Source organism: Roseateles amylovorans, assembly GCF_025398155.2.
GTDB classification, from domain to species: domain Bacteria; phylum Pseudomonadota; class Gammaproteobacteria; order Burkholderiales; family Burkholderiaceae_C; genus Roseateles; species Roseateles amylovorans.
In genome coordinates this window covers 4,009,221-4,027,587 of record NZ_CP104562.2, presented here as the reverse complement: position 1 = coordinate 4,027,587, position 18,367 = coordinate 4,009,221, and the positions used below count along the sequence as shown (strand labels likewise).

Below are 18,367 nucleotides of genomic sequence, written 5' to 3'. Positions count from 1 at the left end.
GCGAGGATGTTCGGGCAGCGTGTGGTCGGACTCGCCACCTCTCTCGCTTGGCGAGCGCCGACGCAACCGCCGCATTAAGCGCCGGTGCCATCGCGTCGGTTGGTTCCGCCGGGTGGGACGCGGCACCGCTGACGCCACGTCGCAGGCCATCGGCGACGGCACGCCGGTGTGCCTGCATCACTCCGACGTCAGCCTCAACTCCGCCACCAACCCGCCCTCGGGCCGGTTGTTCAACACCAGCGATCCACGCTGCCGCAGCGTGAGCTCACGCGCGATGTACAGGCCGAGCCCCGCGCCGCCGGTGTGGCGATTGCGCGAATCCTCCAGCCGGTAGAAGGGCTCGAAGACCGATTCGAGCTTGTCCGGTGGAATGCCCGGTCCGGCATCCATCACCCGCACCCACGGCCCTTGCGCATCCTGTCCCACCTGGATGTCCGCCCGGACGCCGTAGCGCAGCGCGTTGTCGATCAGATTGCCCAGCACCCGGCGCAGCGCCATCGGCTGACCTTTGGCCAGCACCGGATCGTCGCCCGAGAGAAAGCGCACCGGCAGGGCCTGTTCGATTCGATCGTCGGTGAGCGCCATCGCCAGCGCGGCCAGGTCCACGTCCTGCAGCGGCTCGGAGGCGCCGGGGCCGTCGCCGCGGAAGAGCTCCATCACCGCGTCCACCAACGCATTCATCTCGCGGATGTCCTCGACCGAGCGCACCCGCTGCAGCTCGGGGATGTCCAGGGTCTCCAGGCGCATGCGCAGCCGGGTCAGCGGCGTGCGCAGGTCGTGGGAGATGGCCGCGACCATCAGCCCGCGCTCATTGAACTGACGCCGCAACTGGCGGGCCATGGCATTGAAGACCTGCGCCGACTCGCGCACCTCCAGCGTGCCGCGCTGCTCGTTGAGCAGGGGCAGCGGCGCCTGCTGGTTCAGCGAGCGGCCCAGCGCCTGCGAGGCCTGCACCAGCTCGCGCATCGGACGGGCCAGCCAGCGCGAAGCCAGCCACGCCGCCAGCCCGGTGACCAGGAGTCGCACCCCGTAATCGAGCAGCAGCTCCCGAGTGCTCAGGCCACGGAAGGCACCGGGGCGGGCCGACGGACCATTGCGATCGTCCGCGCCGGCGCTGCCGAATTCCGCACCGCCGCCCGGGAGGGGCCGGTCGCGCGGATCGGGTCGAAAGCGGTCGGGATCGGGATCCCGCTCGACGCCGCGACTGGCGCTGCGGTCACGCTCCCCCAGGCCCGGGTCGCCGAAACGTTGCGCCCCTTGCGCCCCTTGCGCCCCTTGCGGCCCTTGCGGCCCTTGCGCCCCTGTCGCGCTTGGCACCTCTTTCACCTCTTGCATCTCTCGCGATGCCGCGCCATCGCCTGCGGCCGCGCGCTCGTCCGCAGACCGGCGTTCCAGGGCGGGTGGAGGGGGAGCGTTGCGGTCATCGGGCGCATTGCGCGGGGACGGCATGAGGCCGGGCATCGGCGGCAGTCCGGGTGCGACGGGCACCCGAGAGATCTCCAGATCCCAGCCCCGCACCCAATGCATGGTGCCGATGGCCGCAGCCTGCGCGACGACCAGTGTCACCCACAGCAGGATGAAGATGCGCCGGGCCAGGGTGTCGCCCAGGGCGCGGTTGAGTCCGGCACGCAGCCGCGTCCAGACCGTGGCGGAAGGGTTCAAGACTGCACCTGGGCGTCGAAGAGATAGCCCTCGCCGCGCATGGTGCGGATCAGTCGGGGTTCCTTGGGCGAGTCGCCCAGTTTCTGGCGAAGCCGGGAGATCGTCAGGTCCACGCTGCGATCATTCACCTCCACGCCGGGCGCACGGGTGAGCTCGATGAGCTGCTCCCGGCTCAGCACCCGGCCGGGGCGCTCGACCAGCGCCGTCAGCATCCGGTATTCAGCGCTGGACAGCGGCACCACCACCTGCTGCGGCGAGACGAGCTGACGCAGCAGCCGGTCGAAGCTCCAGCCCTCGAAGCGGAATTCCCGTCGGGTCTGGGCCTCGCTCTCGCCGCGTTTGGCACGGCGACGGATCGCATGGATGCGGGCGACAAGCTCGCGGGGTTCGAACGGCTTGGCCAGGTAGTCGTCCGCGCCCATCTCCAAACCGAGCACGCGGCTGATCGGATCGCCGTGCGCGGTGAGCATGATCACCGGCACGCTGGGATGGTTCTGCTGGCTCCACTGGCACAGGGTCAGGCCGTTCTCATCGGGCAGCATCAGGTCCAGGACGACCACGTCAAACACCTGCGCGGCCATCATGCGGCGCATCTCGCGCCCGTCGGCGGCGGCGCTCACCGTCACGCCGAACTTCTGCAAATAATCCTGAAGCGACGTGCGGATCTCCGCGTCGTCATCGACCACCAGGCATCGGGTCATCCGTTCCTCCACCACCGGGCCCGGTCGTGTTGCGGTCCCGTCGGCGCACGATACACGAGCCGTGCCGTCACGGGCCTCGCTCGCCGCGCTGAGCGGTGACGGATGCCCCATCAGGGTGTCGATGTTGACCGCCCGCGCGGGGCGGCTCACGGGGCTGCTCGGGCCGCCCATGAGGCCGCCGGTCCAGCCTTCGGGGCCGACCTCCCGACCGCCGACCGGACCGCTGAAGGAACTGCCGCCGGGGCCGCCGACAGGCGATCCGATGCCGATGCCGATGCCGATGCCCACGCCGCCGTTGCCGCTGCCGCTGCCGCCGCCGCTGCCGCCGCCGCTGCCGTTGCCGTTGCCGCGGCTGCCGCTGCCCGGGCGCGCCTGGCGGCTGCGGCCGCCGATGCCATCCTCCGAGGTCACGCCGAGATGCCCACCACCAGCGAGGCGGTATAGCCCGAAGAGACGTTGCCGCTGACGGTCGCCAACTGGGTGCTGTAGCCGTCGCTGAAGATGCCGTCGGTGGCGAAGCTCATCTGGTTGAAGTTGGTCAGGCTGCTGGTGTAGCCGCTGGCCGAGCCGTAGACGGTGGAACAGACGTCGGTGGGAAAGGCCAGCTGCGAGGTCTTGAGTTTGTTGGTGTAGGAGGTGGCGGTGCTGGCGCTGCGATAGATCTCGAAGTGCATGTGGGGCATGCGGCCGGCGTAGCAGCCGGGGAAGAGGGTGGTGAAGGTCACCGTGCCGTCGCTGCCGGTGACCTGCACACCGCGCAGGTAGTTCTCGGCGGTGACGCCGGTGCTGTACATCGAGTAGCGGCCCAGGCGGTCGCAGTGCCACAGGTAGATCGCATAGCCCGACAGGTCGGCGCAGCTGCTGCCGGTGTTGACCAGGTGCAGGGTGAGGGCGAGGGCCACGCCATCGGCGGTGCCGCTGGCCGTGCCGATGCTGCTGCGGATGTCGCTGCGCACGATGCCCGACAGCGCGAGGACATTGGCCACGCCGCTGCTGGTGCTGTTGGAGCCGTCGCCGGGGTAGGGGCCTTGGGTCTCTTCCGGGATGACGCTGCAGGTGGAGACGGTGCCCGTGCCGGTGGTGGTGCCCGTGCCGGTGCCCGAACTGCCCGAGGTGCCGGTGAGGCTGGTGCCGGCGTCGGTGCCACCACCGCCGCAACCCAGCAGGCTCAGGCTGCCCGCGCCGGCCAGACCGGCCAGCAGTCCGAGCGCGCGGCGCCGCTGCCGCAGCTGCTGTTGCGCCAGCACGGTCAGGTCATGGGCCAGGCCCCTGTCGTGGTCGTGGCCGTGCGCGGCGAGCGTGCCGTGTGTGTCGTGCGAGGGATCGTCGTGGCGATGTGGCTGCATGAGGAACTCCAGAAACCCGGTGGGCAACGGGTCTCATTGAAGCGATCCTGCGTGTCGCTGACTTAGCCACTTCATGTCAGGTCTGAAACATGGCGCGCCCGCTGCGCTGGCTGCGCTGGCAGCACTTGTTGCGGCTGCCGCGCCTGCCGACCCGCCGCGCATTCCCGCGCGTCAGGTCGGCGCCCCTCAGTGCTGGGCCTTCACCATGGCGGCATAGCTGCCGTCCCGGGCGATCAGCTCGTCATGGGTGCCGCGCTCAACCACCTGGCCGTCGCTCATGACCTGGATCGCATCCGCGCGTCGGATGGTGGAGAGACGGTGGGCAATGACGATCAGTGTTTTCTGACCCTGCCAATGCTCCAGCGCCTGCTGGACGGCGCGCTCGCTTTCGGTGTCCAGTGCGGAGGTGGCCTCGTCGAAGATCCAGACCGGCGCGTCCTTGTAGAGCGCCCGCGCAATCGCCAGCCGCTGACGCTGGCCGCCGGAGAGCTTGCTGCCGTTGGCACCCACCGAGGTGTCCAGGCCTTCCGGCAGGGCCTGGACGAAGTCCCACAGCGCGGCGGCGCGCAGCACCTGCTCCAGCTTCGCATCGTCGCGCGGCTGGGCATAGGCGATGTTGTCGGCCACCGAGGCATCGAACAGCACGATGTCCTGCGACACGACGGCGAACTGCCGCCGCAGGTTGGCCTTGGTGAGCTCATCGATCGGGACGCCGTCGAACAAGACCTCGCCGCTGTCCGGCCGCTCGAAGCCCATCAGCAGATTGACCACCGAGCTCTTGCCCGCGCCGGAGCTGCCCACCAGCGCGGTGGTGCGGCCGGCGGGGATGTGCATGTCCAGGGTCGACAGCGCATCGCGGTTGGCCCCCGGATAGCGCAGCGTGACCTGGCGCAGGACGATGTCGCCGCGCGCATCGGTGAGCTCGCGGGTGCCGGTGTCGGGCTCGGCGGGCAGGTCGAGCATGCTCATGCAGCCGCGGGCCACCACCAGCGCATTGGTGATGGGCTGCATCACATCGGAGAGATGGCGCAGGCGGGAGCTCATCAGCAACAAAGCGGTGACGAAGCCGGCGAATTCGCCGACGCCCGTGTGATTGACGCGCGACTGGTACAGCGCGAGGCTCACGATCACCGAGATGCCGATGCTGGCCATCAGCTGCGACAGCGGCTGCGCCATGGCGTTGGCCGCTGCGGTCTTCAAGGCGCTGCGCTGGACTTCCCGGGCGCGGTCGGAGAAGCGCTGTTTCTCGTACTCTGCCGCGTCGAAGCTGCGCACCACGCGCCAGGCACGGGTGACGTCCTCGATCACGCCGACCAGCCGCAACTGGGCGTCATAAGCCCAGGTGCCCATGCGGCGCACCCGTCGATTGACCTTGCGCACCACGAAGGCCAGGCCCGGCACGGTGACCATCGACAGCAGCGTCAGCTGCCAGTTCAGATAGAACAAATAGCCCATCAGCGCGATCGCGGGCAGGCCGTCGCGCAGCATCGTGACCAGCGCACCGGCGATCAGTGTCACCACATGCTGCGGATCGTTGACGATCTTGGTGACGGCGGTGGCCGGCTGCAGGCTGGTGTAGACGCGGGCATCGGCGCGCAGCAGCACCTGCAGCAGGGCGGCCCGGATGTCCATCACCGTGCGCGAGATGGTCCAGTTCAACAGGTACTGGCCGAAGAAGCTGAAGACGCCGCGGATGGCGAACAGGCCGATCAGCACGACCGGCACCATCCAGATCGGGAAGCTGTACTGGATGTCCAGGTTCACCGACGGCAAGCCGCTGCTGCTGCCGCCACCGGACTTGGGACTGAAGCCCTCACCCAGGGCGTAGGCCAGGATCTGGGGAATGAGGGGCTCGGTCAGCGCCACCATCAGGTAGGCCAGGAACGTCAGTGCCAGGCCCCATTGATGCGGCTTGAGAAAGGGCCACAGCCGGCGAGCGGTCGGCCCCAGGGGTTCGGGTTCAGCCCTTCGGGGATCGGAAGCGGTCATGAGTGGCAACGGCGTCGGCGCCTTGCGGCGCCGGATCTGGGGAGGACAGCGATTGTGCCGGATCGAGCGAACGGAGCGTGGGTCGTGTGTGCGGGCCCACAGCTGTCAGGACCAATCGTCCAGCCAGCGAGCCACCGAGCGCGCCAGGCGCCGCTTCACGCGCTTCCATTTGTTGGGCGTTTCGCGGGCGATGAACAGGCGATGAAACCAGGCCGTGTCCCGCAGGGCCGGCTGCTGGCGATCGATCAGATCCAGGCTGGCCTGCCGCAGGACCTGCCGCTCCTGCCAGGCGGTACGGCCATTGCGATAGACCTTGCCGCCGCTGGTCACCGGCCGGCGGTGGCTGGCCATCACCGCATCCAGCAAGGCGGTGCGGGTCTGGCCGGCGAGCTGCTGCAGCGTGGGCATCAGGAAGCGGTCCACGCCCCAGGAGGAGATGTTGTCCCGGTAGTAGTCCCGCCCGGCCAGGAAGAGCGCGCCGCGATAGAACGGCATCATCACCTCGACCCAGTCGACCTCGCGGTAGATGCGGTTGGGCTGATGACGCATCCACTGATGCGAGAACGGGCTGTCATGGCTCAGCGAGGGCGAGAACACATCGAGCCGTTCAGCGCGACCCAGATGCAGGGCGGTGTTGAGCTGGCTGACGGAGATGAGGATGTCGTCGTCGATCAGGGCGACGTATTCGGGCGTGGCGGCGCCCTCGGCCTGCTCGAGGATGAGGTGCTCGGCCAGGTGGTGATAGATCTCGCCCTTGCACTCGGTGGCGGCCGCCAGCACGGTGATCGACTGGCCGCGCCACTGGCGCGGGCCAGTGGCCTGTCGACCGGTGTAGTCGAACAGCAGCCAATCAAACTCGGGCGTGGCGTTCAGGTGCACCAGGCCCAGCGGCTGGCTCTGGCCGTCCCAGGACACCAGCACCACCGGGCGGCGCACGGGGGCAGGCGGGTCGGCTTCAGGGAAGTTGGCATGCAGTGCAGGCGATGTCGCCGTCGAGCGGGCACCGTGGGACGCGGGAGCGGTCATGGGGACAGAAGCAACAACAGAAGCAGAAACTGGATCAGCAACAGGCGCAGATACCGGAGCTGGCGCGGGAGTTGACGCCACGGCGGTGGCTTCGGCATCGGCGTGCCGCGTCGCCCCTGCGCGGGGATCCGGGAGCGTCATGCCGCGTGCGCGTCCAGCAGGTCTTGCGCGGTCTTCAGCGCGGCGGCGACGATCTGGTCCATGTTGTAGTAGCGGTACTGCGCCAGCCGACCGACGAAGGTCACGCCCGTGGCGGTCTCCGCCAGCTCGGCATAGCGCTTGTAGAGCGCCTCGTTCTCGGGCCGCGGCACCGGGTAGTAGGGATCGCCCTCGGCCTGCGGGTACTCCCGAACGATCGAGGTGCCGGTGTGGGTCTCGCCGGTCAGGTGCTTGAATTCGGTGATGCGGGTGTAGTCGTGATCGTTCGGATAGTTCACCGTGCCCACCGGCTGGAACTGCGCCGTGTCCGGCAGGTGCTGGTGATCGAAGCGCAGGCTGCGATAGGGCAGCGGGCCGTAGCAGTGATCGAAGTAGGCATCGATCGGGCCGGTGTAGATGAGGTGCGAGCCCTCGAACTGCGGGCGGACCTCAGTGAAGTCGACGCCGGTGCGCACGGTGATGGCCGGATGGTCCAGCAGCCGCTCGAACATGCGGGTGTAGCCGTCGGCGGGCATGAACTGGAAGCTGTCGCCGAAGTAGCGGTCGTCGTCGTTGCTGCGTGTGGGAATGCGGGCGGCCACGCCGGCGGACAGCTGCGACAGATCCAGTCCCCATTGCTTGCGGGTGTAGCCACGAAAGAACTTGTCGCACAGGTCGGGGCCGACGCTGTTGAGCACCACATCCTCGCTGGTGCGCAGCGGATCGCGGGGCTCGCGCACGGTCTCGAGATAGCCCTGGACCTCGTCCTCGGTCAGCGACAGGCCGTAGAGCTGGTTGATCGTGGTGCGATTGATCGGGATCGGCAGCAACTGCTCGCCGACCTGCGCCAGCACCCGGTGCTCATAGAAGCGCCAGGTGGTGAAGCGCGAGAGGAACTCGAACACCTTCTTCGCATTGGTGTGGAAGATGTGCGGACCGTAGGGATGGATCAGCACGCCCTGGGCATCACGCTGGTCGAAGGCGTTGCCGCCGATGTGCGGCCGCTTGTCGATCAGGTGGACCGTCTTGCCGGCGTCCGCCAGCACACGCGCGCAAACGGAGCCGGAAAAGCCGGCGCCGACGATCAGGTAGTCAGTCTTCATAACGGGGGCCGCCAGGGACCTGCTCAAAGGTTGTGCGAATTGTGGCGCCAGTTCGGCGCGCACAGCCATCGAACTACCGACATTTACCGGGGCTTCTCATGCGCGGAGGGGCCCGTTGGCCCCAGGGGGCATGCGAATAAACTGCCGCGATGGTTGAGCCTTCTCCAAACTTGCCGACGCCAGACGGTCGGCGTCGCGTGCTGCATTTTGTGACCGGTGGATTTTCGGGTGCGACGCAAGTGGCGATCGACCTCTGTGTCGCCCAACTCAAGAGCACCCACATCGCGCCTGTGCTGGTGCTGCGCCGCAAGCGCAACACCGACAGCGAGGCCAACCGCGCTCGTCTGCAGGCGCTGCGTGACCTAGGCTTGGCGGTGCATGTGGTGCCGGGCTGGTCGCATCTGGCGACGATCTGGTCGCTGCGCCGCCTGTGCCTGAACCTTCGACCGGACGTGCTGATGGCGCATGGCTTTCCCGAGCATCTGCTGGGTCGCCGCGCCGGCTTGTGGGCCCGGGTGCCGAAGCTGGTGCAGGTGGAGCACAACGCGCGCGAGCGCTACACCCGCGCCAAGCGCGCTGCCGCGCTGAAGCTGAGCCAGCACAGCGCCAAACTGGTGGGCGTGTCGGAAGGGGTGCGGCGCCAGTTGGTCGCCTTGGGCATGCCGGAGGCGCTGACGCTGGCCATTCCGAACGGCATCCGGCTGGAGCGCTTTGCCCAGGCGCCGGCCCATCCGTCTGAACAGCGTGAGCCGGGCATCGTGATGTCCGCCCGGTTTGCGCGGCAGAAGGACCCGCAGACCTTGATCCGCGCGGTCGCGCTGCTGCGCGACCGGGGGCTGCGTCCGACGCTGCATCTGGCCGGCGGCGGCAAGTCCAGCTATCGCGAGGCGGCGGAGCGGTTGGTCGAGTCGCTCAAGTTGGGCGATCAGGTGCGCTTTCTCGGCCATCACGGCGACATCCCCGGCCTGTTGATCAGCCAGCGGATCTTCGTCTTGTCCACCCACTGGGAGGGCATGCCGCTGGCGCTGCTGGAAGCTATGGCGGCGGGCTGCGCTTGTGTGGCGTCGCTGGTGCCGGGCGTCGAAGGCGTGCTGGAGCAGGACCGAACCGGGCTGCTGGTGCCGGAGGCCGACCCTGCGGCGCTGGCGCAGGCGCTGGAGCGGCTGCTGCGCGATCCGACGCTGGCGGCGAGCTTGGGCGCTGCGGCGCGTCAACGCGCGATCGACGAGCACAGCGTCGAATTGATGACGCAGCGCTACGAGGCGATGTTGCTGTCGTTGTAGGTGCTGCCGCGGTGCCCAGGGCCTGCGGTCATTGGTGGGTTCGGGCCTCGGCAAAAGCCCCTCTCGTCACACCTCGGCTCACACCTCGGATCACACCTGGGATCACGGCTCGGATCAAGCCGCGCTGCGTACTTTGGAGACGTCCGCCCGCGCCAGCCAATGGCGCAGGCGCAGGGCCCGGATCCACCAGCCGCGACGCAGATAGCTCAGCTCCAGTTCTCGCAGCGAGATCGGCGAGGCCCGTTCGAATTCGGCCCGGTAGTGGCCGATCAGCCCGGAGCAGCCAGCCGGTTCGGCCCGATGGGCCATGCGGGCGGCGCTGATGAAGTTGCGGGCCGCGAAATGGGCCCAGGCGAACTTGGCTGCGCTGGACAGCGACGCCTTGGCGGCCGCCTCGCGCAATCCCGACAGCGCATGCGCCAGATGCTCCGCCTTCTTCAGGTTGGGCGTGTGCAGGATGGAGCCTTCGCGCTGGCGATAGGCCACCCACACCGACGGCTCGTACCAGTAGTTCTGCGCCAGCAGGGCCAGGAAGGGCGTGGTGCCCATGTCCTCGAAATAGCGACCGACCGGAAATCGCAGTTGGTCGCCCCAGACGCTGCGCTTGGCGATCTTGGACCAGCTGTGCATCTGCCCGGCTTCGAACAGGCCGATGAAGAGCATCGAGCGGTCGTTCAGCAATTCACGTTCAGGTCCGAAGAAGGTGCGCTTGTGCAGCTCGCCGCGCCAACGGTGCTTGCGTTTCATCGGCGTGCGCACCATGCGGAAGTCGCACATCACCAGCGCCGGTGCGTGCCGCTCGGCCAGGGCGCGCAGGCCGGGCAGGGCGCCGGGCATGAGGTAGTCGTCGGAATCGAGGAACCAGACGTAGTCGCCGGTCGCCGCCTGCAGCAAGGTGTTGCGGGCGCCGGAGAGCCCCTGGTTCTGCTCATGGAACAGGCAGCGCACCCGCGGGTCTCGGGCGGCCAGTTGACGCATCAGGGCGGCGGAGCCGTCGGTGGAGCAGTCGTCCACCATCAGCACCTCCACGCCGTGATCGGCCTGCGACAGCACCGACTCGACACACTCGCGCAGATAGTCCTGGACGTTGTAGACGGGAATCAGCACCGACAGCCAGGGCGGCGTGATGCCGTCGGCAGTGGGGGCGAGGCGGTCGGTCGGTGGGGAGGCGGAAGAAGCGCTCATGGCGTGGGGAGGACGTCTGGGGGCGACTGCGGTGGTGGGGGAGTCGAGTGTGGCGGAGCGAGCAGACGCAGGGGCGTCACTCCCGCCAGTGGTCGGCAATCCAGGGTGCGGGCAGCGGCCGACGCCAGTTGCCATTGCTGCGGCCCGCCAGCGCGTCCGGCGGATTCATCACGCCGTGGAAGATCAGGATGCGCGCGCCCACCGGAGTTGTCGGCGGGCGGAAATAGTTCAGCGGCCAGCGCGGAATGCAGTGGTACTTGAAACTGACACACCACCGGTTGTCCCAATACTGCAACTGGCCCTTGCGATGGATCTCGTCCGACAGGTAGGCCTGCTCGTTGCGGAACTTCTGGCGGATGGCATCGAACTCGCGGCGGAACTTCGCCAGCACATCGGCATGCGCACCCAGGGTGAAGCGGTAGACCGACGAGTTGCCGGTGATGCGCCAAGGACGTTTCCAGTCGTGGATGATCAGGAACTCGCCGGGGACCTCGAAGAACGGGGTGATGTCGTCGACGATCACCACATCCAGGTCCAGGAAGAGCGCGGTGCCGGTGAGGCCGTGCAGGTCGGCCTCGAAGGTGGTGAGCTTGGTCCAGCCGCGTTCCGGAATGCCCGGTGGCAGGGCCAGCGCCGGGATCGGCAGGCACTGGACTTCTTCGCGAATGCCGTCGCTGCGGTCGGTCAGACAGACGAAGCGGAAGTCGCCGCGCAGGTGCCGACGAACCATGGCGTACAGCCGATTGACATACTCCGGGCCGTATTTGGTGCCCCACTTCATGCACAGGATGACGCGCTCGGCGTCGCGGGGATCAGGACTCTTCGACATGTGGGGCGGAAATAGCGGCACCCAGCTGAATCAGCCCGGGCATGGCCAGGAAAACCGGTGCGGCACCTGCGGCGGTGGGCGCCGACGATGCTGCGGAATCTGCTGACAATGATCGCATACTTGCTTCAGCGGTCTTCCTCTGAAAGCAGGGGGTTACACCCAGTGGTGCTTGCTGACAGCCGGCCCTTTGATGGGGCCGCGGGTCCCCGTGTCGCAAAGGATCGCACGCACGCAAGCGTCGTTCGATCGAGGTCCGGGTCTGCCCGCTCAGAGTTCCTCGACCCAGCGCGGCGGATAGCTGTCCCAGCTCAGGCAGCCGGGACATTGCCAGAAATAGTGCTGAGACTCGAAGCCGCATGCGGCGCAGCGATAGCGCTGCAGCGGTCGCACAGCCCGTTGCAGGGCGGTGCCGACGAGCTGGGCTTCGTCCTCGTTCAGCGGGACCTGTCGCGCCTGACTCTGCTGCAGCAATTGGGTGGCGGCGGACAGGGCTGGTTCCACCCGCAGGTGGTCGCTCAGCCGGCGGCGCTGGGCGTCGGGCGACGGCTCCAGCAGCGCGATGGCCTGCAGCAGCGCCATGCTGGGATGGCGCCGGTAATGGGATTCGAGCAGGCTCAGCGCGGGGGAGACCGACTGGGTGGCCTGGGCCGCCTGGGCATAGTCGCGCGCCACCAGATTGAAGGCGTCCGGATTGGCCCTCAGCAGGTCGCCGTAGATGGCCATGGCACCGGCCTGATCGCCTTGGCGGGCCAGGGTCTGGCCCATCAGCACATAAGCCCGCGCGGCATGCGGGGCGCGCTGGCGGGCCTGGTCGAGCCAACGGCGCGCTTCGTCGGGGCTTTGCCGGGCTTGGGCTTCCAGGGCCAATTCGCACCAGTAGTTGGCAATGCGTCCGGCAAAAGAGCCGGTGCCGCTGGCTTCCAGCTGTTCGGAGACCTCGGCGGCCTTGGCCCATTCGCGTGAGCGCTCGTAGAGGGAGAGCAGCGCCAGCGCGGCGTCATGGTCGAAGGCCGTGCCCTTGAGCGCTTCATAGGCGGATTCGGCCCGGTCGAACAGGCCTGCCTTGAAGAAGTCCTGGGCCAGGGCGTACTGGGCACGGTCGCGTTCGGCCTTGGGCAGGTCGCCGCGCGAGAGCAGATGCTGATGCACCCGCACCGCCCGCTCGTATTCGCCTCGGCGGCGGAACAGGTTACCCAGCGCGAAATGCAGCTCGGAGGTGTCGGGGTCGGCCTGCACTGCCTCGATGAAGGCGTCGATGGCCTTGTCCTGCTGTTCATTGAGCAGCAGGTTCAAGCCCTTGAAGTAGGCGCGGGGGGCGTCACGCTGTTCGCGCTTCCACTGGCGCGAGTCCAGCTTGGAGGCCAGCCAGCCCAGGCCGAAGACCAGGGGGACGCCGATCAGCAGCCAGCTCAGATCAAATTCCATCGGGCAGCTTGGGGTCGGTAGAGGCGGGAGCCGGCAGATCGTCGGCCGGAGGAAGCTGGCGGGCTGCGGCGCGCTTGTGGCGCCACCAGGCAGGCACCATGGCCAGCACGCCGAAGGCGCAACCGACGGCGAAGGTGAGCAGCACGACGATCACCAGCGGGGCGCGCCAGGCCTGGCCGAAGAACCAGTGGACGACCACGTCCTGACTGTTGTTCAGCGCGAAGGCGAAGAGCGTGAAGAAGAGGAAGGCACGGAAGAGCCAGACCAGGATTCGCATGGCCGCGATTCTAGGCGCGTGCGCGGGTCGGACCGTGTCAGTCGGTGAGGGGATCGGTCACCGGCAATTGCGCGTCGACCGCTTCGCGCAGGGCCTTGCCTGGCTTGAAGTGCGGGACCAGCTTTTCGGGGATCAGGACCTGCTCGCCGCTGCGGGGATTGCGGCCCATGCGGGGCGGGCGGCGATTGATGGAGAAGCTGCCGAAACCACGGATCTCGATGCGGTGGCCACGCGCCAGGGCGTCGGACATCGCGTCCAGGATGGTCTTGACCGCGAATTCGGTGTCTCGTTGGGTGAGCTGGCCGAATCGTTCGGACAAATGGGCCACCAGGTCGGAGCGGGTCATGGTTGTGGGCATCTGAAGAACAACAGGCTCGCACAACGTGGCGAGCCTGTTGAAGAAGTGTCGCGGCGGGATCAGGCTAACTCAGCCTGTCCCGCGTCAGAACAGGGATTCCCAGCAGAGGCGGTCGATGCAGGCATCGATCCGTCCACCGGCGTGAAATCCCCGACGATCGGTTCGGCCGCCGCCAGGACGGCCGTGGCCGATCAGCCGTTGTTCTGGTTGTCCAGCTTGGCGCGCAGCAGGGCGCCCAAGCTGGTCGTGCCGGCGTTTTCACGCTCATTGGACTGGGACAGGCTGCGCATGGCTTGCTGCTCGTCCGCGTTGTCCTTGGCCTTGATCGACAGCTGGATGCTGCGAGCCTTGCGGTCGACGTTGATGATGACGGCCGAGACTTCGTCGCCTTCCTTCAGCACGTTGCGGGCGTCTTCCACGCGGTCGCGGGAGATTTCCGAAGCGCGCAGATAGCCGATGACGTCTTCGCCCAGGTCGATCTCGGCGCCACGGGCGTCGACGGTCTTGACCTTGCCGGTGATCGTCATGCCGCGGTCGTTGACCGACACGAAGGTGGTGAACGGGTCACCGTCCAGCTGCTTGATGCCCAGCGAGATGCGCTCGCGCTCGACGTCCACAGCCAGCACGATGGCGTCGACTTCCTGGCCCTTCTTGTAGTTGCGGACGGCGGTTTCACCCGGCTCGTTCCACGACAGGTCGGACAGGTGCACCAGGCCGTCGATGCCCTGGGCCAGGCCCACGAACACGCCGAAGTCGGTGATCGACTTGATCGGGCCCTTGACGCGGTCGCCGCGCTTGACGTTCTCGGCGAACTCTTCCCACGGGTTGGCGCGGCACTGCTTCATGCCCAGCGAGATGCGACGCTTGTCTTCGTCGATCTCCAGGACCATGACTTCCACTTCGTCGCCCAGCGAGACGACCTTGGACGGGGCCACGTTCTTGTTGGTCCAGTCCATTTCGGAGACGTGCACCAGGCCTTCGATGCCGGGTTCGATCTCGACGAACGCGCCGTAGTCGGCGATGTTCGTGACCTTGCCGAACAGGCGGGTGTTGGCCGGGTAGCGGCGCGACACGCCGAACCACGGGTCATCGCCCAGCTGCTTCAGGCCCAGCGAGACGCGGTTCTTCTCGGCGTCGAACTTCAGGACCTTGGCGGTCAGCTCTTGACCGACCGTCACCACTTCGCTCGGGTGACGGACACGGCGCCAGGCCATGTCGGTGATGTGCAGCAGGCCGTCGATGCCGCCCAGGTCCACGAACGCACCGTATTCGGTGATGTTCTTGACCACGCCGTTGACGATGGCGCCTTCGGTCAGCGTCTCGAGCAGCTTGGCGCGCTCTTCACCCATCGAAGCCTCGACCACCGCGCGACGCGACAGCACAACGTTGTTGCGCTTGCGGTCCAGCTTGATGACCTTGAACTCCATGGTCTTGCCCTCGAACGGGCTCATGTCCTTCACCGGGCGGGTGTCGAGCAGCGAACCGGGCAGGAAGGCGCGGATGCCGTTGACCAGGACGGTCAGGCCGCCCTTGACCTTGCCGGAGACGGTGCCGGTCACGAACTCGCCGGATTCCAGCGCGTTTTCCAGCGACAGCCACGAGGCCAGGCGCTTGGCCTTGTCACGCGACAGGATGGTGTCGCCGTAGCCGTTCTCGATGGCGTCGATGGCCACCGAGATGAAGTCGCCGACCTGGACTTCGACGTCGCCCTGGTCGTTCTTGAATTCTTCAACGGGCACGTAGGCTTCAGACTTCAGGCCGGCGTTGACCACCACGAAGTTGTGCTCGATACGGACCACTTCGGCCGAGATGACTTCGCCGGTGCGCATGTTGGCGCGCAGCAGCGATTCCTCGAACATCGCGGCGAAGGAATCGCCGCCGGTGGCGGTTTGGGTTTGGGACATGGTGAAATTTCCTAGCCTAGGCGTAGAGCGTCGCGCTGCTTCGTGCGAAGCGGCGTGCGGCGTTCAAAGCGTTGGCGGCGTTGTGCAAGCGGACTTGCGGGTTAGGTTGTCGAATACATCGCCCCCAGTGGACTGGCGTCCGGAGGGAGGGGCGAGGCTCCTGAATCTGCGCGGGGCTTAAAACTGAGGCTGGAACGGACGCTTTTGCTGCCACCAGCTCAGCACCAGATCCCTCGATTCCTCGATGGTCTGCGCCGAGTTGTCCAGCTCAATCGCGTCCGCTGCGGCTTGTAGCGGAGATGCGCTGCGACCTTTGTCTCGCGCATCCCGCGCTTCCAAGTCAGCGCGCAAGCCTTCCATATTAGCCGAGAGGCCCTTGGAAATCAATTGACGATAGCGTCGCTCGGCCCGGGTGGCCGCACTGGCGGTGAGGAAGACCTTGAGCGAGGCCTCCGGAAAGATGGCCGTGCCCATGTCGCGCCCATCGGCCACCAGGCCCGGCAGGCGACGGAAATCCAGCTGCAGCTGATGCAGCGCCCGCCGGACCGGCGGGTGCGCACCGACCTGGGAGGCCATCAGACCGGTGGCTTCCAGCCGCAAGTCGGCAGACACCTCCTGGCCAGCCAGGAAGACATGGCCTTGGGTGAAGCGCAGGTCCAGCGTCGGCACCAGGGCGGCGACCGCGTCGCCGTCATCCAGGCTCACGCCCGCGCGGGACGCGGCCAGGCCGGTCACCCGGTACAGGGCGCCGGAGTCCAGCACGTGGTAGCCCAAGGCATGGGCCACGACATCGGTCAGGGTGCCCTTGCCGGAGGCGGTGGGGCCGTCGATGGTGATGACCGGGATGTCGGCAGGGTCGGCGTGGACCACGTCGAACAGGGTCTCGAAGTAGTCGGGGAAGGTCTTGGCGACGCACTGGGGGTCGAGGATGCGCACCGGCACCGCCGTCTGCGCGCGGCCCGGCAGCAGGCCATTGAAGGCGGCCAGCGAGAAGCACATCGCGACGCGATGGTCGTCATAGGTGTGGATCGCGGCCGGTTGCCACTGGCTCAGCGGATGCACCCGCAGCCAGTCCGGGCCTTCCTCGACCTCGGCCCCGAGCTTGCGCAGTTCCGTCGCCATGGCGGCAATGCGGTCGGTTTCCTTGACGCGCCAGGAGGCGATGTTGCGCAGGGTGGTGGGGCCGTCCGCGTACAGCGCCATCACGGCCAGCGTCATGGCCGCGTCCGGGATGTGGTTGCAATCGAGCTCCAGCGCGCGCAGCGGCCAGGCGCCGCGGCGCACTTCCAGCCAGTTGGGACCGATCTCGACCTGTGCGCCCATGGCCTGTGCGGCCTCGACGAAGCGCACATCGCCTTGCACGGAGCTGGAGCCGACGCCCTCGATGCGGACGGGGGCCGTGTCCGCGGCGATCGCGCCCAGGGCAACGAAATAGGAGGCGGAGGAGGCGTCGCCCTCGACATGCACCGCGCCCGGCGAGCGATAACGGCTGCCGGCGGGGATGACGAAGCGTTGCCAGTCGGCGTCGCGCTGTACCTGCACGCCGAAGCGCGCCAGCAGTTCCAGCGTGATGTGAACATAGGGCTTGGAGATCAGCTCGCCGATCACCTCGATGACGACGTCGTGGGCGGCCACCAGCGGCAGCGCCAGCAACAGCGCGGTCAGGAACTGGCTGGAGACATCGCCGCGCACCCGCACCGGTTCATCCAACGTCAACGACGCCGGTCCGTTCAGTCGCAGCGGCGGATAGCCTTCCTGGCCCAGGCAGTCGATCGGGCAGCCCAGGGCACGCAGGGCATCGACCAGATCACCGATCGGACGCTCATGCATGCGGGGCACGCCGGAGAGCTCGAAGTGGCCACCCTGGGTGGCCGTCAGCAGCGCCAGCGCGGCGGTCAGCGGGCGCATGGCCGTGCCGGCGTTGCCGAGGAACAGCTGGGCCGAGTCGGTGCGCAGTCGGCCGCCGATGCCGGTCACGCGCAACACGCCGTCGGGTTGCGGATCCAGTCCGCAGCCGATTTGGCGCAGGGCATCGAGCATGACGCGGGTGTCGTCGGAGTCCAGCAGGTCGTGGACCCGGGTGTCGCCCTCGGACAGGCCCGCCAGCAGCAGCACCCGGTTGGAAATGCTTTTGGAGCCCGGCAGGTGGACGGTGCCTGCGGCCCCGCGGAGAGGGGGCAGGTCCAGGAAGGAGGTCTTGTACATGGCGCGAAGCGGCGCGAAGGCGGCGCCGGTTATTTGTTCTTGGCGCTGGTCGAGCTGCCCGTGGGGGTGCTGAGCGACCACTGCGAGCGGCCTTCCGCGGCTTGCCGGATCAGGGCGTCCAGGGCGGCACCGTCACCGCGCTTGATCAGCGCTTCGAGTTCGTCCAGCGCTTCCTTGAAGCGCTGGGACTGGGCCAGCACTTCGCTCTTGTTGGCCAGCAGCACGTCGCGCCAGACGGCCGGATCGCTCGCAGCGATGCGGGTGAAATCGCGGAAGCCGGGGCCGGCCAGGCTCAGGAAGTCACGGCCCGAGGGCTGACGCGCCACCGCATTGAAGAAGGCGAAGGCCAGCAGATGCGGCAGGTGGCTGACGGCGGCGAAGGCCTCGTCATGGTGATGAGGCGCCATCTTCAGCACCTGGCAGCCCAGCGCCGACCAGACATCGGTGGCCTTTTGCACCATCTCCGCGCGGGTCTGCTCCAGCGGGGTCAGGATGACCTGACGGCCCTGGTAGAGCGCGGCGTCCGCATGCTGGACACCGGCGCTTTCCTTGCCGGCGATCGGGTGGGCCGGCACGAAGCTGCCGAACTGCTTGCCGAGCGCACGCCGGGCCGCGTCGACCACGTCGCTCTTGGTCGATCCGACGTCCATCAGCAGCACGTCGTTGCGCACCAGGTGGCGGATGGCTTTGAAGGTCGATTCGGTCGCGGCCACCGGCACCGCCACCAGCACGATGTCCGAGCCGGACACGGCCAGCAGCGCGGATTCGGCAGCGATGTCGATGACGCCCATGCGTCGGGCGGTTTCGGTGGTGGAGGGCGATTTGCTGTAGCCCACCACACGGCGGACCAGGCCCGCCTTCTTCATGGCCAGCGCGAACGAGCCGCCCATCAGGCCGCAACCGATCACACCGAGTTGATTGAACATCGTAGACACC

At 67.7% G+C, this 18,367-nt stretch carries 14 protein-coding genes and 1 pseudogene; 1 reads left to right on the top strand and 14 read right to left on the bottom strand.

Annotation, left to right across the window (positions count from 1 at the left end; all coding sequences use genetic code 11):
* Nucleotides 1-177 precede the first annotated feature (177 nt).
* The 6 genes from N4261_RS16700 to glf form a co-directional block, all read right to left on the bottom strand.
* A complete protein-coding gene (locus N4261_RS16700; protein ID WP_261756409.1) occupies nucleotides 178-1,662 on the bottom strand; it encodes an ATP-binding protein in 1,485 nt (494 codons plus the stop codon).
* Nucleotides 1,659-2,774 carry a response regulator gene (locus N4261_RS26155; RefSeq protein ID WP_354005372.1) on the bottom strand — a complete coding sequence of 372 codons (1,116 nt, stop codon included), beginning with the start codon at nucleotides 2,772-2,774 and terminating at the stop codon, nucleotides 1,659-1,661. The genes N4261_RS16700 and N4261_RS26155 overlap by 4 nt, the downstream gene beginning before the upstream one ends.
* Nucleotides 2,771-3,709 carry a dioxygenase family protein gene (locus tag N4261_RS16690; protein ID WP_261756408.1) on the bottom strand — a complete coding sequence of 313 codons (939 nt, stop codon included), beginning with the start codon at nucleotides 3,707-3,709 and terminating at the stop codon, nucleotides 2,771-2,773. Before N4261_RS16690 ends, N4261_RS26155 begins: the two co-directional genes overlap by 4 nt.
* Before the next feature lie 186 nt (nucleotides 3,710-3,895).
* Nucleotides 3,896-5,698 carry a lipid A export permease/ATP-binding protein MsbA gene (gene msbA, locus N4261_RS16685; RefSeq protein ID WP_261756407.1) on the bottom strand — a complete coding sequence of 601 codons (1,803 nt, stop codon included), beginning with the start codon at nucleotides 5,696-5,698 and terminating at the stop codon, nucleotides 3,896-3,898.
* Between the two features lie 105 nt (nucleotides 5,699-5,803).
* The gene (locus N4261_RS16680) at nucleotides 5,804-6,724 is read right to left on the bottom strand and encodes a hypothetical protein (protein WP_261756406.1); all 921 of its coding nucleotides are present in this window, start codon (nucleotides 6,722-6,724) and stop codon (nucleotides 5,804-5,806) included.
* Nucleotides 6,725-6,861: 137 nt separating this feature from the next.
* A complete protein-coding gene (gene glf / locus N4261_RS16675; RefSeq protein ID WP_261756405.1) occupies nucleotides 6,862-7,965 on the bottom strand; it encodes a UDP-galactopyranose mutase in 1,104 nt (367 codons plus the stop codon).
* Between the two features lie 149 nt (nucleotides 7,966-8,114).
* On the opposite strand from glf, the gene N4261_RS16670 reads away from it, so the two are divergent.
* Nucleotides 8,115-9,248: a glycosyltransferase gene (locus N4261_RS16670; RefSeq protein WP_261756404.1), complete on the top strand. Its 1,134-nt coding sequence runs from the start codon at nucleotides 8,115-8,117 to the stop codon at nucleotides 9,246-9,248.
* Between the two features lie 114 nt (nucleotides 9,249-9,362).
* Here N4261_RS16670 and N4261_RS16665 read toward each other — a convergent pair whose 3' ends face one another.
* The 8 genes and pseudogenes from N4261_RS16665 to N4261_RS16630 form a co-directional block, all read right to left on the bottom strand.
* Nucleotides 9,363-10,433: a glycosyltransferase family 2 protein gene (locus N4261_RS16665; RefSeq protein ID WP_261756403.1), complete on the bottom strand. Its 1,071-nt coding sequence runs from the start codon at nucleotides 10,431-10,433 to the stop codon at nucleotides 9,363-9,365.
* 76 nt (nucleotides 10,434-10,509) lie between these two features.
* A complete protein-coding gene (locus tag N4261_RS16660) occupies nucleotides 10,510-11,262 on the bottom strand; it encodes a glycosyltransferase (RefSeq protein ID WP_261756402.1) in 753 nt (250 codons plus the stop codon).
* 267 nt (nucleotides 11,263-11,529) lie between these two features.
* Entirely contained in the window at nucleotides 11,530-12,687 is a 1,158-nt protein-coding gene (lapB, locus tag N4261_RS16655) for a lipopolysaccharide assembly protein LapB (RefSeq protein ID WP_261756401.1), read from the bottom strand.
* Nucleotides 12,677-12,964, bottom strand: a complete 288-nt coding sequence (locus N4261_RS16650; RefSeq protein WP_261756400.1) for a LapA family protein — start codon at nucleotides 12,962-12,964, stop codon at nucleotides 12,677-12,679. The genes lapB and N4261_RS16650 overlap by 11 nt, the downstream gene beginning before the upstream one ends.
* A gap of 37 nt (nucleotides 12,965-13,001) precedes the next feature.
* Nucleotides 13,002-13,310 carry an integration host factor subunit beta gene (locus tag N4261_RS16645; protein ID WP_261756399.1) on the bottom strand — a complete coding sequence of 103 codons (309 nt, stop codon included), beginning with the start codon at nucleotides 13,308-13,310 and terminating at the stop codon, nucleotides 13,002-13,004.
* 203 nt (nucleotides 13,311-13,513) lie between these two features.
* Nucleotides 13,514-15,265 (bottom strand): annotated as a pseudogene (gene rpsA / locus N4261_RS16640) (30S ribosomal protein S1); the annotation flags it as partial.
* 138 nt (nucleotides 15,266-15,403) lie between these two features.
* A complete protein-coding gene (locus N4261_RS16635; protein ID WP_261756398.1) occupies nucleotides 15,404-17,431 on the bottom strand; it encodes a bifunctional 3-phosphoshikimate 1-carboxyvinyltransferase/cytidylate kinase in 2,028 nt (675 codons plus the stop codon).
* Nucleotides 17,432-17,460: 29 nt separating this feature from the next.
* The gene (locus tag N4261_RS16630) at nucleotides 17,461-18,357 is read right to left on the bottom strand and encodes a prephenate dehydrogenase (protein ID WP_261756397.1); all 897 of its coding nucleotides are present in this window, start codon (nucleotides 18,355-18,357) and stop codon (nucleotides 17,461-17,463) included.
* Between the last annotated feature and the right edge of the window lie 10 nt (nucleotides 18,358-18,367).